Raw genomic sequence first — 14,119 nt, forward strand, 5'->3', positions numbered from 1 at the left:
GGAAAATAATGGTCACATTTGATCAGCTTATGCTCCCGCTAATAAAGGCATTAGTTAACCTTGGGGGCTCAGGCAGCATCGACGAGATTTACGAAGAAGTTGTCGAGCTTGAGAAGTTTGATGAGGGTACTTTGGCTGTTCTGCACAACCCCGAAAAAAGTAGCCAAACAGAGGTTGGATATCGATTAGCTTGGGCTAGAACCTATCTGAAGAAAGCTGGATACCTTGAAAACTCATCTCGTGGCGTGTGGGCACTTACAGATAAAGCTAGACAGGAACCGGAAATTGATAGCAGAGAAATTGTCAACTTTGTTAGAGCTCTGGACCGCAAGCCTGAGCAGACTAATACTACGACATCTACTCCAGAACTGTCGTCCGATGACTCCCCTGAAGAGGCTATGCTTTGGCGTGAAAAACTGCATCATGTGCTAATTGAAGAAATGAGTCCCGATGCGTTTGAGCGACTAACACAGAGGTTATTGAGAGAATCAGGTTTTATCCATGTTGAAGTGACTGGCCGCACGGGTGATGGTGGTATCGATGGCAAAGGAATTGCCCGAATCAACGGTTTGATGAGTTTTCATATTGCCTTTCAGTGTAAAAAATACAAAGGCTCAGTTGGGGCACCAGAAATCCGAGATTTCAGAGGGGCAACGGTAGGACGTGCAGATCGTGGCATGTTTATAACAACTGGCAGCTTTACAAAAGCAGCCATTGAAGAAGCCAACCGTGATGGCGTTGCTCCGATTGACTTGGTCGATGGTGATCAGTTAGCCGATAAGCTTAAGGAGCTTAGTTTAGGCGTTAAAACAGAGTTAGTTGAAAAAGTAACTGTTGATCCTGGCTGGTTTTTAGGCCTTTAACTGTTAATAAGCACCAAGAGAACTCCAAAATGTATTGTCTAGTTCTTGAATATATGCGGTTAAATACGGCCACTCACATAACGGAAAGTTAGAATGAATCCTGAAAAATACAATAGAAGTATAAGCTTGCTTTGCCCTACTTGTGGCTGTTCAGACTTTTCCTATGAAGACGGTTGCGATGAAACAATACAAGTAATGACTTGTGCATCTTGTGACCGAGAGTTCAATAAAGATGAGCTTATTCAAGAGAATAGCGAAAATATTGACGAGCACCTTTCTGAAATCAAGGAAGAAGTTTTAAAAGACGTTCAAGACGACTTACGTAAATCTTTGAAAAAGGCTTTTTCTGGTAGCAAGAATATAAGGATTAGGTAATGCCAGTAACTATTGATGCAGGTGATGTGATAGCTGGATTGGCTTTCCTTTTATCTGGCTACGCAACATGGCAAACGGTCAGCTTTAATAAGAGGCAGAAGTCACTTGTCGAAAGCCAAGAAAAGCTAAACACCATTCTCTTGGAAAAAGAAAATGAAGATGCTCTGAAAGGAAAGCAAGCTGACCTTGGTGCATCAATTATAAAACTTGGCAGCAGTAAGTATCGGCTTAAGGTTTGGAATAAAGGTTCTGCTACTGCAAGAAACGTCAGAATTGAGTTCCCCGAAGGTAACGATTTAGTTATTGAATCAGAAGTGACTGACAAATTTCCAATGGAAAGCCTCGAAAAGTATCAAGCCGTTGAGCTAATAGCCGCTGTTCATATGCAAACGAAACGAAAGCATGTTGTTCGGCTAGTTTGGGAAGATGATGCCCAGTCTTACAATGAAAAGCTGTCTTACCCCACACTGTAATGTAACTGTCGGTTTTTTCACTAGAACGAAAACAACTACAGATAAATGCATATTTCTTTCAGCTATCTAACATCTTCAGTTGCTAAAGAACCTTCACACTATCGTGTCGGAGGTTCACTATGTTCAAAAACCTATTTTTTCAAACCAAAGCACTACCAGAGCTGTCATCGCAACTTGATGCGGAAATTCCGCGCTATCCGCCATTTCTAAAGGGGTTGCCAGCAGCGTCACCCGAGGATTTGCAGTCCACACAAGACGAGCTAATTGCCAAACTGCGCCAGGTACTTGGCTTTAATCAGCGTGAGTTTCAAAGGCTGATTCAGCCCTGTATTGATCATCTGGCTGCTTATGTTCATTTGTTGCCAGCTTCTGAGCATCATCATCACAGTGGTGCTGGCGGTTTATTACGCCATTCGTTGGAAGTTGCTTTCTGGGCGGCACAAGCAGCTGAAGGGATCATCTTTGTTGCCAGTGGCACACCAGTTGAGAAAAAAGAGCTGGAACCAAGGTGGCGTGTTGCGGCGGCTCTTGGCGGTTTGTTCCATGATATTGGTAAGCCTGTTTCAGACTTGTCCATTACAGACGAAGATGGACGCTATCAGTGGAACCCTTTTTTAGAAACCTTATCTCAATGGACCACTAATAACAGCATTGAACGCTATTTCATTCGCTGGCGCGACGGACGGTGCAAGCGGCACGAGCAATTTTCAATTCTGGTATTAAACCGGGTGATGACACCTGAGTTGCTCGCTTGGTTAACCCAGCCGGGCCCTGAGATTTTGCAAGCTATGCTGGAGGCAATTGGCAATACCGATCCCGAGCATGTCCTGTCTAAATTGGTTATTGAAGCTGACCAAACCAGTGTCCAGCGAGACCTGAAAGCTCAACGAGTTTCCGTTGACGACAATGCCCTTGGTGTCCCAGTCGAACGCTATCTACTTGATGCCATGAGGCGATTGCTTGCCAGTTCCCAGTGGTTGGTCAATCAGCGAGATGCCAGAGTCTGGGTACGAAAATCGAATCAATCAACCCATCTTTGCCTGGTTTGGAAAAGCGCGGCTAAGGACATCATTGAGCTGTTGGCCAAAGACAAGATACCGGGCATCCCAAGAGATCCCGATACCCTTGCGGACATCCTTATTGAGCGAGGATTGGCCACTAAATCCGCCTCAAATGAGCGATATGAAAGCTTTGCCCCTGAAGTGCTGATCAAAGACGGCAAGCCAATCTGGCTACCCATGCTGCATATATCTGAGGCCGATTTATTGTTCAGCTCGAATGTACCGAGTGGTGTAACACTGTTTAACAAATCTGAGTGGGAAGCAACGCAGCAAACACAAGCAGAACCTCAGAGTCGCTCCAGTGAGCATTCAGACTTGCCTGAAGGGTCATCATCAATCGAACACGGCAATTCGGCTGAGTCGCCATCGTCAAAATCGTCCGACCAAGATGATGAACTTCGTCTTGCCAGTGATGTTAATAACCCCCAGGCAAATGAAAATGCTCCAGGTGATGGATGTGAAAAGCCCAACAATTCATATGATGGCGCTATCTCAAATAACGTAAACCAGCACGATGCAGAGGCATTGAATCTCCCTGATTCTTTGGCGTGGCTCCCAGAGGCCGGCAGTGCGTTGGTCATGGTTGGTGAACAGATATTGATCCGCTATCCCGATGCCGTAAGACATTGGTGTGCTCCCCGAAAACTGCTTGCTGAACTCAGTCGATTAGACTGGCTTGAACTAGATCCTGCAAACCCGACACGTAAGGCCAGAGCTATTACTACGAAAGATGGCGTTCAGGAGCAAGGGTTGCTGCTGAAAGTATCGATTTCTAAAGGGCTTACTGCACTGATTGACCTTCCCAAACAAGACGCAGAATCAGCGGCAGCAATTCAGAACGAAGAGGCTTCACCGCGACCGGGTCGAACTGAGACAACCAATGCCCAAGCAAAAGAGCCCGCCACAAGAGCGGAGCGTAAGCAAAAGCCGATTGCGCACAATGCGCAGTCAAGTACTGACCCCAAACACGCGAAGCGCCAACAGATGGTTAATTTTGTGAAAGATTTGCCCATCTTACTGACCGATGGCGATTACCCAGACGTGGATCATAGTGCCGATGGTATTCGCGTCACGATTCAAACCTTACGCCAAGTCGCTAATGCGCATGGCATTCCAGCCGGACAGCTGCTTCGGGGGATCTCGGCCAGTGACCAATGCCAGTTTGATGAGGGGGAAACGGTTCTGTTTACCGCTCACGCTAAACGTTAATCCATTTGAAGTTAAGCGGATTGTAAACGGTTATTTCGCGGAGCATGAATGAAAGAAAACGCATATGAGATGCCCTGGCGCACGAACTATGAAGCCTTGGCAGCAGCAGGTTGGCTGGTTGGTGCAACTGGGGCAATTGCCGCAGAAATGCTGACTGAGCTACCACCTGCGCCATTTTGGTGGATGACAGGGATTTCCTCGGGCATGGCGTTGTACCGCCTGCCTGAGGCTTACCGTCTTCATAAGTTACAGAAGGGACTAAAAGGCAAACCATTGGCTTTTATGGAGCTGTCGCATTTACAAAAGGTGATGGCAAAACATCCTGATGAATTGTGGTTAGGGTATGGCTTTGAGTGGGACCAACGTCATGCTCAACGCGCTTATGAAATCTTAAAGCGGGATAAGCAAACCTTGCTTAACCAAGGTCACGGCAAACAAATGGGTTCGACCTGGATTCATGGTGTTGAGCCCAAAGAAGAAGATGTGTACCAGCCAGTTGGTCACACTGAGGGGCACACCTTAATTGTCGGTACGACTGGTGCGGGAAAAACCCGATGCTTTGATGCGATGATCACTCAGGCCATTTTGCGCAATGAAGCCGTGATTATTATTGACCCCAAGGGAGACAAAGAACTTAAGGATAATGCACAGCGAGCTTGCATTGCCGCCGGTAGTCCTGAGCGCTTTGTGTATTTTCATCCGGGTTTTCCTGAGCATTCAGTACGTCTTAATCCCTTGAGGAACTTTAACCGGGGTACTGAAATTGCCAGCCGTATTGCGGCACTAATCCCATCCGAAACCGGTGCTGATCCATTTAAAGCCTTTGGCCAAATGGCACTGAATAACATAGTGCAAGGTTTGTTGCTTACGTCACAACGTCCTGATCTGAAAACACTGAGACGATTCTTGGAAGGTGGCCCAGAAGGCTTGGTAGTAAAAGCCGTCACGGCCTGGGGGGAGCAGGTGTATCCGAACTTTAGTGTTGAGATCAAGCGCTTTACCGAAAAGGCCAATACCTTGGCTAAACAAGCCATGGCGATGCTGCTTTTTTACTACGAACGCATTCAGCCCGTTGCCGCCAATACTGATTTGGAAGGCCTTTTGAGCATGTTTGAACATGACAGAACCCACTATTCCAAGATGGTGGCTTCACTGATGCCGGTGCTCAATATGCTCACTTCAAGTGAACTTGGCCCACTGCTATCACCGATTGCAAACGATGTGGATGACAGCCGGTTAATTACGGATTCTGGCCGTATTATCAACAATGCCCAAGTGGCGTATATCGGGTTGGATTCATTGACCGACGCCATGGTTGGCAGCGCCATTGGTTCGTTGCTTTTATCTGATCTCACCGCCGTGGCCGGTGACCGCTATAACTATGGTGTTGAAAATCGTCCCGTAAATATCTTCATCGATGAGGCGGCTGAAATCGTCAACGATCCCTTCATTCAACTGCTCAACAAAGGCCGTGGTGCAAAAATGCGTTGTGTGATTGCTACTCAGACCTTTGCTGACTTTGCAGCTCGTACAGGCAGTGAAGCTAAAGCTCGCCAGGTGTTAGGTAACATCAACAACTTGATAGCTCTTCGGGTGATGGATGCCGAAACGCAGCAGTACATTACCGACAATCTGCCTAAGACTCGGTTGCAGTACATCATGCAAACTCAAGGTATGTCGTCCAACTCGGACAGCCCCGCGTTGTTTACCGGCAATCATGGCGAGCGCTTGATGGAAGAAGAAGGCGATATGTTTCCACCGCAGTTATTAGGCCAGCTCCCCAACCTGGAGTACATCGCCAAGCTTTCAGGTGGCCGCGTGATCAAAGGCCGTATTCCTATTTTAACCAGCTCTACACAGGCAGCATAAGGAGTCTGTATGCATCATTCTGTTTGTCTGAAAATGACAACACTTACCAGTCAAGAAATGCTCGCTCAGTGGCAGCAACATAACCCCCAGTTCAAGGAAACCATAAGACTACTTGAAACCGACTGGCCTCATGCTTTGGCTTCAGTGCACTGTTTGGCGGACTACTTAACGGATGCGTTCACGTTAGATGGCCATTCCATCTTTGATTTGTGTCTGTGCAATGGCTTGGGTAGTTATGAGGAAGTCAGTTGTGATGATGACAGTGTACGCCTTTGGCATTTCATTGAGGCACTGACCTGGACTGCATCCAGTGCTTTAACGGGGATTCGGCTGCGTGATCCTGACCATTTCGAGTGGGCCGCCGTGGATGGTGTGTATTTCCACACCTGGATTCGTAATCGTCCAAATCGGATGGCGTATCTGGCTGAAGGACGCATCGAAGTGCGTTATGTCAGCGGTCATACGACGACAAAGCGGCTTCAACAAGTGATTAAAGCCCGGATTATGACGCCAACCGTTGCAGCCATGCTAGCCCGAGTAGAAGAGGATGTTTGGCATGAGCAAGCATAAGTCGGTTTGGCTGCTGTGTCTGGCACTGATGCTGGAGATTATTGCCATTGGCGTATTAGTGCCCGGTGATTGGACTGGCCGGGTTATTAGTAAAGAGAAGCAGATGATCCAAAATCAATTGGGCGCACAAACAAGCTATTGGATTGGTCAAACTAGCCATCGCTGGTATAAGTCATGGATTGTGGATACGCAGATGGAGCAATCTGTGCGAGATTTTCTGATCCCCACTGAAGAGCAGCGACTGCGTTCTAAAGGTATGGAGAACATGGGAGGCTTTTGGTTTGTGTGGGTAGAAGACCGTATTCAGGCATTTTTTGACGTGTTGTACCAGGTGTTCACTCGATTTGCTTTGCTGATGGTCTGGTTGCCCTTTGCGCTTATTCTCATGTTACCGGCGCTGTGGGACGGCTTGATGACCTGGAAAATTAAGAAAACAACCTTTGATTTTTCGAGCCCTATCATTCACCGCTACAGCATGATTATCCTGGGCTCAGGCGTCATTTTGCTGTTTATGGGATTGTTCGCCCCGCTGGCTATTCCACCGGTGGTACTACCGTCGATGATCATCGGCTTGGCGTTGATGGCGGGGTTGGCGTTAAGTCACTTGCAGAAGAAGATATGAGGCCAGTTAGGCCTCATCTTGTAGAGCTAAAACCTGACGCCTACTGCATTGCCATTCTCGTCTTCCGCTGGCAAATGATAAGTATCAATAAGGTGACCTTGAAGCCAAATATATTGCGGCATCCAAAACGAGTACTGTCGTATAAGAGCCAATACTTCTTTCAGCGGTTTGTTTGCATGAGACTCGGCTAGGCGAAAGTACATGAATGAGCAATCATCTCGAAAATACTCATGAAGCTCTGAATCTGATAGCGTTTCTTTTAGCGGCCTGTTTTGTTCGTCGTCCTCATCAGGGGAATTGGCATAAATTTCGAATAGCTGCTTTTCAGTGAGCATCTCCAAGAAATGGTCTTCAATTAAGATCCCATCACTGGTATCGACATCCATACCATCTTTGACATCAAAAGCCATGACACATCCAGAAGATAATGCCACTTCTGATGGTTTAAGTAAGTCATTAGCTTGTACAACCTGATACCAATGATTAAAGCCAACAGAGATTGCAATTTCATCGAGTGCTTCAGTGTGTGTAATGGATTGTTCACGTTTAAGCTTTCGTGCTTTTTGCTTTAAACGTTCAACCGTGGCAGAGGAAATGATTTTAGTAATTTGCATTGAGTTTCTCCTATTAGCGAATACGGTGCCCACTGCCGAGGTCGCAGAAAAAACCTAAGCAAAAAATAAATTTGATATGCATGTCGTCCCATCCGGGTTTGCTAAAGTGGGCAGCTGGTCTCGACACGACCAATATCCCCATCATATCAACCGCATCAAAAAGATCAATTGTTAGTATTGTCTGAGTAGAACCCTCAAAACCTTCAAGAATTCGGCATCTAGCTGACCACCGAACCTGCCAATCCCAAGGCATTCTTCACTTCTCAATTCAAACAACGAGGAGTGACTATGGAACCTGTAAATATTCCATCCTATATCGATGACCCGCCGCACTTCCTGCTTTGGAGTGCCGATGAGATGGCTCCCATTCTGTTGGGGCTAGTGATCGGCATTTTTACCGGTAATGCCTTGGTTTTATGCCTGTTGGGGTTGGTAACAACCAAGCTCTATCGGCGTTTTCGTGATGGTCGCCCAGATGGTTTTATTCTTCACGCCATCTACTGGGTCGGACTGTTGCCAACCAAAGCCAAGACGATCCCTAACCCATTTATCAGGAGCTATCTGCCGTGAAGTTCGACGTGTTTTTAAAATCATGGCAAGGCACGCAATTGGAGAACCGATGGCAACGGTTCCTGATTGCGGTGCTGGTGCTATCTAACTTGCTGCTTGCGGTTGCGGCATTTTCTCGCAATACCGTGGTAGCCATTCAACCGCCAACCTTGTCTGAAACGGCTGAAGTGTCACGAAACCAGGCTACTCAGCCTTACTTGGAATCCTGGGGGCTCTACCTAGCTGAGCTTATGGGCAACGTGACGCCGGGCAATGTGTCTTTTATCCGGGTTGCTATCGAGCCGCTACTTTCACCTGCGGTGTACCAGCAAGTGGTCGATGCACTGGAGATTCAGGCAAGACAGATCCGTGAAGACCGAGTCACGCTCAAATTCCAACCCAGACAAGTGGAGTATGAGTATGAAACCGGCCATGTCTTTGTGACCGGTTATTCCTTGGTCTCTGGACCATCTGGAGATGAGCAGCGCCAAACTCGCACCTATGAGTTTGATATCGATATTGAGCAATACCGTCCAAAACTTAGCTGGATGGATACGTATGAGGGGCAAGCTAGAACGAAGCGAGTTCGTGAAAAGTTGACCCAAGAGCAAAACCGGAGGGTGAATGATGCGAACCAAAATTAGTCGATGGATGACACCAAGCTTAATCGCAATTAGCCTGAGTGGCGTTCTGTTATCTCAAGCGTCGTATGCAGACATGGAATTGCCGATTGTGCCAGCCAGTGTGATGAAGCAGTCTGTTACAGCAAATCCACCAGTTCAAAGCAATACGGTTGCAACGGATGCGCCAACAACGTTACTGATGACACCGGGGGTTAATGAACTGATCCCTGTGGCACTTGGGCATCTGAATCGGATTGTGACGCCGTTTGAATCGCCTCAGGTGAGAACAACCAGTGATGCTCAGACGCAAATCAAGGGGAATGTTGTATATGTGGCCACGGACAAAGAATCACCGGTTTCACTTTACATCACTCCGCCTGGTCAGGAAGCGCCCGCACTATCTGTCACCTTAGTGCCTCGTCGTATTCCACCGCGTGAAATCACCTTAGCTATTGATGGTCAGCAGTGGCCTATTAAGGGCGTCGTGAACCGAAAAGCCGCCACTTGGGAAACGGCTCAGCCATACGTCGATAGCTTACGTGATTTACTCAGACGCCTTGCACTAAATGAGTTACCACAAGGCTATGACATCCGTTTAGCAGGCCAAACTGACACAAGCCCGAAATGTTTTCAGCCAGGTTTAAAGTTTGGTTTTAAGCAGGGGCAAATTGTGACGGGACATTACTTCACCGTCTATGTAGGACTGGTTGAAAGCTTTGCCGATGAACCGATAGAAGCCAGTGAAATAGCCTGTCATGCACCAGATATAGTGGCAAGTGCTTACTGGCCTCGCAATATATTGTTACCGGGTGAAAAGACTGAGTTGTATGTGGTTGTTCGCAATCATCGTGAAGAAGCGGTGGAAAGTCAGCGACCTTCGCTTCTTGTGGGAGGTGAATAACGATGAAAGCACAATGGGAACAAATGAGCCCGAACATGAAGCGGGGCCTATCGGTTGCCGGTATTGCTGGTGGTCTCATCCTTATGGTGATGGTGTTTTCACCTAATCCTGACGATGGCTCAAGCAGTCGGAACCGACAGGAAACGATCCGGCACATTCTTACGGATACCAATACTCGTGATGTTGGGGTCGATAGTTTGGCTGCGAACGTAAAACTACTCAGTGAGCGCAATGAACAGTTACGTCGTGAAGTTGAGCGCTTGCGTCGTGACGTCGATTCAGGACGGCTAAGCCCAGGTTCGCCTTCTATACCAAGTGAGGTCAATGCGGAGTTGGCTCGCCTTAGAGCGGAACTTGATGATGTTCGCGCAGGAGGTGATGCAGCAGTTGAAGGCACAAATAGCCGGTTTGAAGTGCCTTTATCTGCCATGGAATTGCCTAAAGAAGAAAAGCCACTGCCGTCTAACCCAGACGACTATTTTGCCAATGCGCCGCTGCCAGATCCGCTCTATCAGCAGCCAGTCAATGGTCAAGGTTCACGAGCACGGGATGTTCCATTGCCGCCAATCACGATTCGTATGATTGAGCCTGAAGTGGTTGTCGAGCCAGAAGTTGTTGTGCAAGAAGCGCCGCCTTTGTATTTACCGGCGGGCAGCATCATCTCAGGTACTTTGATCACAGGTTTGGATGCACCTACTCACGAGTCTGCAAGACGTGAACCTTTTCCTGCATTGCTGAGGATTCAAAAGGAAGCCATTTTACCCAACCGATTCAGAGCGGATATCAAAGAGTGTTTCTTGATCGCCGCAGGTTACGGTGATTTGAGCTCTGAGCGTGCCTATTTGCGAGGCGAGACCATTTCATGTGTGAGAGAAGATGGTGGCGTCATTGAAACGCGACTGGATTCTTATGCCGTGGGTGAAGACGGTAAAGCCGGTATTCGTGGCCGATTAGTGTCGAAACAAGGCCAGCTGGTGGCCAAATCGATGATGGCCGGATTCCTTCAGGGCTTGGCAGGCGCATTTGATGTGAATCCTGTACCAACGATTCAGACGGGTAATGCCGGTGATACTCAGTTGTACCAGCAAGTCATGAGCCAAGAAGCATTACAAGGCGCTGCGATTAAAGGCACTGGTAAAGCATTGGATCGAGTGGCCAAGTTCTATTTGGACATGGCAGAAAATATGTTCCCAGTCATAGAGGTAGACGCTGCAAGGAAAATAGAAGTCATAGTCACTCGTGGGGCCTCGTTGTCGTTGGCCACTTCGCAAGGGGGAGGTGCAAGAAGATGAAAAAATCCTGCATGTTGCTAACCGATCGAAGTCCGTTTCAGACAATAAGATGTGTATCCAGAGGAGAGTTAACCATGACGACATCAATGCAGAACAACCCAAAGCACCAGTCAAAACAGTGGTCTAAAGCTGGATTACTTTTATTGGCAGTCGGCTCAACCTTATTGTCTGGCTGTAGTTCATTGGGTCTTGGGAGTAGTGAATATGGATGCCCAGGTATGCCTGACGGTGTGCGCTGTTTATCCGCTCGTGAAGTCTATGAGCTTACCAGTAATGGCGCTGCACCCAAGACGATTGATGCTGTGGCGACTCGAATTGGTTCTCCCTCTGGGTATTCACAATCTGATTTAGAGACAGGACTGCTGAGCCATCCAGCATTACCTGAGACGCAGCAATCTGCACCTATTCGCATTCCTTCAAGGGTGATGCGAATTTGGATTGCGCCTTGGGAGGATGACCGTGGAGATCTGAATTTATCCAGCTACGTGTTTACCGAAATTGAACCGCGCCGGTGGGATATTGGGGTGTCAGCACCTCGAATGGTTTCGCCTGTGCTACGTCCACTTCAGACTCAGAGCGATTCAACCTCAGCGGGAGCTGATGGTAAGCGCGATAACTTGAGTATCTACGGAGAAACTAACGAATGACAAATGCAGTTCGCACCATTCAAACTCAGCGCCTAATGACCATTAGTGCGCTTGGTTTGATGGCGTTAATGATTTCGGAGCCCTCATTTGCGGGCACCGGTGGTGATGCTTTCACTGATGTGTGGGATACCCTAAAAGACTGGACCCAAGGTACATTGGGACGGATCGTAGCGGGAGCCATGGTTCTGGTGGGTATTGTGGGCGGTATCGCTCGCCAAAGCTTGATGGCTTTTGCCTTGGGCATTGGTGGCGGTATGGGTCTCTACAATACGCCAACAGTCGTTGAAAGTGTTATGTCTGCAACTTTACCTGTTGTTGCCAGCACTCAAGAAGTCATTGGCACAACAGTTCCAGCAATCAGCGCCGTCTTACTGGGCACCTGAATGTGAGCCATATTAGGCAGTTCACTTAAGGCAATCAAACTTAGGTCTACACAACATCGGGTTATTGGTGATGTTGTGTAGACCTTTTCATTTCAGCGACGCCACATTAACGAACTTGGTTTACATTATTTGGTATATTAATACCTAAAGTGTTAAAATTCCTATCGTAATAAACTATATGGTTTATACTGTTCGTGATATTCACACTTGGGGTGTTAAAATGTCATCTAAAATAAACTGGCTTGTTGCTCATACTTCTCCTGGTGCGCTAGTACTTCAGCAATGGCTGACTGAAAACGGCGTGAGCTACTCGTTGGCTCAAAAGTACGCGCAGAACGGTTGGCTGAAGAAGCTTAGTTCTGGTGTGTACTATCGTCCAAATGCGCAGGGCGATATAAAGCCAACTTGGGTTGATGCCATTCAAGCATTGGATGTGCAATTGGGCGTTTCAGTTCATTTGGCTGGATTGAGCAGCTTAACTCACCAAGGACTGAGTCACTATTTACAGCTGAACAAAGAGCAAGTTTGGGTTTGCGTTAAAAACAAGTCGTCCTTACCGAAATGGTTTCGTGAATTCCCTTATCAGAATTGGTTTTACTGTGGAAACCATAAGCTTGAAGTGAATCCCGAGAAAGATTTGAAAAGGATCACGGTTAAAGAGAAAGAACTCACTGTCAGCTGTGCAGAACTTGCTGCCTATGAAGTGGTAGATGCGATTGGAAAGCTGATTTCATTTGAGCATGTCGCAGAATTATTTCAGGGTTTAGTCAATCTTAGCCCTAGAAAAGTACAAGATATTCTTGAGCGAAGCAGCTCTGTTCAGGCAAACCGAATATTTCTATTTCTGGGTCGATACTACGATCACCAGTGGGTCAATCGCATAGATGAAACAAGAATTAAATTGGGTGCAGGAAAGCGGCAGGTTGTCGAAAAAGGACGTTTTGATGAGCGATATCAAATCACAGTGCCAGAGATATTAAGCGTCAAAAGAGGTTAACAACATAATGGATAAATATAGCCCATATTACAAACAGGTTTCCTTGCTCATAAGAATGCTTCCTGTGGTAGCAACAGAGACGGTTTTTGCACTTAAAGGTGGCACCGCGATTAATTTATTTGTGAGAGATTTTCCTCGGTTATCTGTAGATATTGATCTTGCTTATCTTCCACTTGAACCAAGAGATGAGGCTTTGATTAATGTCAGGGCTGCATTGCAGCGCATTACAGACAGAATCAATACTCAACCAGATATCAGAGCGGCATTTCAGGATAATAAAGCTGATGAACTGAGAATAGTTGTATCAAGTCCGGTTGCGACGATCAAAATTGAAGTGTCGCCCGTCGCCAGAGGTACATTGCATAGTGCAGAAGTAATGCCAGTTCAAGAGTCTGTTGAAGACGAGTTTGGTTATGCTGAGATTCAGGTAGTCAGTCTTCCCGATCTGTATGGTGGGAAATTGTGTGCTGCAATGGATCGCCAACATCCTCGCGACTTATTTGATGTGCGTATGTTACTTGGCAGTGAAGGGATTTCGAGAGAGATTTTAGTGGGTTTTTTAACCTATACATTAAGTCATCCCCGGCCTATTAATGAAGTCATGTCGCCAAACTGGCAGCCTCTGAATGAGAAATTTCAGGCAGAATTTGATGGAATGACTTTTGAAAAAGTTGAATGCGAAGACTTAGCCTCTGTTAGGCCTATCATGTTAATTGAACTGCAAAAACATTTCACAGAAAGGGATCATGCCTTCCTCATGTCATTCAAAAGAGGGCAGCCTGACTGGGCATTGTTTGATTATCCTAGTGCAGCAGACTTGCCAGCGATTCGTTGGAAATTGCAGAACATTAACAAATTGGCAAAGAATCAAGCAAAACATCAAGAGCAATTAGATAAATTGAAGCAAGTACTTGATGATTGGCTTGTTAACGCAAACGCTGAGTAATTCGTTTATAACAAACCTCAACGAGCTATAAGACCCCTAGTTAGTTTGCGATTTCTTCAATCTATCTAACCGAGTCCACATAGGTGTAAAAAAACGGGCTCAGCTAAACCGGTTGGCTAGTAACG

General features: G+C 46.9%; 16 protein-coding genes. 15 read left to right on the plus strand and 1 reads right to left on the minus strand.

Annotated elements, in window-relative coordinates:
* Window positions 1-8: 8 nt before the first annotated feature.
* The 7 genes from K0504_RS13260 (at window position 9) to K0504_RS13290 (ending at window position 7,042) form a co-directional block, all read left to right on the plus strand.
* A complete protein-coding gene (locus K0504_RS13260) occupies window positions 9-863 on the plus strand; it encodes a restriction endonuclease (RefSeq protein WP_220104671.1) in 855 nt (284 codons plus the stop codon).
* Window positions 864-956: 93 nt separating this feature from the next.
* Entirely contained in the window at window positions 957-1,238 is a 282-nt protein-coding gene (locus K0504_RS18400; RefSeq protein ID WP_225918137.1) for an ECs_2282 family putative zinc-binding protein, read from the plus strand.
* Entirely contained in the window at window positions 1,238-1,711 is a 474-nt protein-coding gene (locus K0504_RS13270) for a hypothetical protein (RefSeq protein ID WP_193284092.1), read from the plus strand. The genes K0504_RS18400 and K0504_RS13270 overlap by 1 nt, the downstream gene beginning before the upstream one ends.
* 119 nt (window positions 1,712-1,830) lie before the next feature.
* On the plus strand, window positions 1,831-3,981 hold the full coding sequence (gene mobH / locus K0504_RS13275) for a MobH family relaxase (RefSeq protein ID WP_220104672.1): 2,151 nt from the start codon (window positions 1,831-1,833) through the stop codon (window positions 3,979-3,981).
* 48 nt (window positions 3,982-4,029) lie between these two features.
* The gene (traD, locus tag K0504_RS13280) at window positions 4,030-5,850 is read left to right on the plus strand and encodes a conjugative transfer system coupling protein TraD (RefSeq protein WP_220104673.1); all 1,821 of its coding nucleotides are present in this window, start codon (window positions 4,030-4,032) and stop codon (window positions 5,848-5,850) included.
* Between the two features lie 9 nt (window positions 5,851-5,859).
* On the plus strand, window positions 5,860-6,420 hold the full coding sequence (locus K0504_RS13285) for a conjugative transfer protein (RefSeq protein WP_220104674.1): 561 nt from the start codon (window positions 5,860-5,862) through the stop codon (window positions 6,418-6,420).
* Window positions 6,407-7,042 (plus strand): DUF4400 domain-containing protein, encoded by a 636-nt coding sequence (locus tag K0504_RS13290; RefSeq protein ID WP_220104675.1) that lies wholly within the window; start codon window positions 6,407-6,409, stop codon window positions 7,040-7,042. Before K0504_RS13285 ends, K0504_RS13290 begins: the two co-directional genes overlap by 14 nt.
* 26 nt (window positions 7,043-7,068) lie before the next feature.
* On the opposite strand, the gene K0504_RS13295 is transcribed toward K0504_RS13290, so the two are convergent.
* Complete coding sequence (locus K0504_RS13295; RefSeq protein WP_220104676.1) at window positions 7,069-7,656, minus strand: plasmid-related protein; 588 nt, start codon at window positions 7,654-7,656, stop codon at window positions 7,069-7,071.
* Between the two features lie 288 nt (window positions 7,657-7,944).
* Between K0504_RS13295 and traL the strand changes: the two genes are divergently transcribed.
* The 8 genes from traL (at window position 7,945) to K0504_RS13335 (ending at window position 13,994) form a co-directional block, all read left to right on the plus strand.
* Window positions 7,945-8,226, plus strand: a complete 282-nt coding sequence (gene traL, locus K0504_RS13300) for a type IV conjugative transfer system protein TraL (protein ID WP_040132784.1) — start codon at window positions 7,945-7,947, stop codon at window positions 8,224-8,226.
* Window positions 8,223-8,849: a TraE/TraK family type IV conjugative transfer system protein gene (locus K0504_RS13305; protein ID WP_000667170.1), complete on the plus strand. Its 627-nt coding sequence runs from the start codon at window positions 8,223-8,225 to the stop codon at window positions 8,847-8,849. Before traL ends, K0504_RS13305 begins: the two co-directional genes overlap by 4 nt.
* Window positions 8,833-9,729 carry a TraK domain-containing protein gene (locus K0504_RS13310; RefSeq protein WP_220104697.1) on the plus strand — a complete coding sequence of 299 codons (897 nt, stop codon included), beginning with the start codon at window positions 8,833-8,835 and terminating at the stop codon, window positions 9,727-9,729. The genes K0504_RS13305 and K0504_RS13310 overlap by 17 nt, the downstream gene beginning before the upstream one ends.
* A 2-nt stretch (window positions 9,730-9,731) precedes the next feature.
* Window positions 9,732-11,021, plus strand: a complete 1,290-nt coding sequence (locus K0504_RS13315) for a TraB/VirB10 family protein (RefSeq protein WP_220104677.1) — start codon at window positions 9,732-9,734, stop codon at window positions 11,019-11,021.
* A gap of 74 nt (window positions 11,022-11,095) precedes the next feature.
* Window positions 11,096-11,668 carry a type IV conjugative transfer system lipoprotein TraV gene (gene traV, locus K0504_RS13320; protein WP_139175592.1) on the plus strand — a complete coding sequence of 191 codons (573 nt, stop codon included), beginning with the start codon at window positions 11,096-11,098 and terminating at the stop codon, window positions 11,666-11,668.
* Window positions 11,665-12,051 (plus strand): TraA family conjugative transfer protein, encoded by a 387-nt coding sequence (gene traA / locus K0504_RS13325; protein WP_048608546.1) that lies wholly within the window; start codon window positions 11,665-11,667, stop codon window positions 12,049-12,051. The genes traV and traA overlap by 4 nt, the downstream gene beginning before the upstream one ends.
* Before the next feature lie 220 nt (window positions 12,052-12,271).
* Window positions 12,272-13,048 carry a type IV toxin-antitoxin system AbiEi family antitoxin gene (locus K0504_RS13330; protein WP_220104678.1) on the plus strand — a complete coding sequence of 259 codons (777 nt, stop codon included), beginning with the start codon at window positions 12,272-12,274 and terminating at the stop codon, window positions 13,046-13,048.
* Between the two features lie 7 nt (window positions 13,049-13,055).
* Entirely contained in the window at window positions 13,056-13,994 is a 939-nt protein-coding gene (locus K0504_RS13335) for a nucleotidyl transferase AbiEii/AbiGii toxin family protein (protein ID WP_108947340.1), read from the plus strand.
* Window positions 13,995-14,119 lie beyond the last annotated feature (125 nt).

The organism is Neiella holothuriorum (assembly GCF_019457915.1).
Lineage (GTDB): Bacteria > Pseudomonadota > Gammaproteobacteria > Enterobacterales > Neiellaceae > Neiella > Neiella holothuriorum.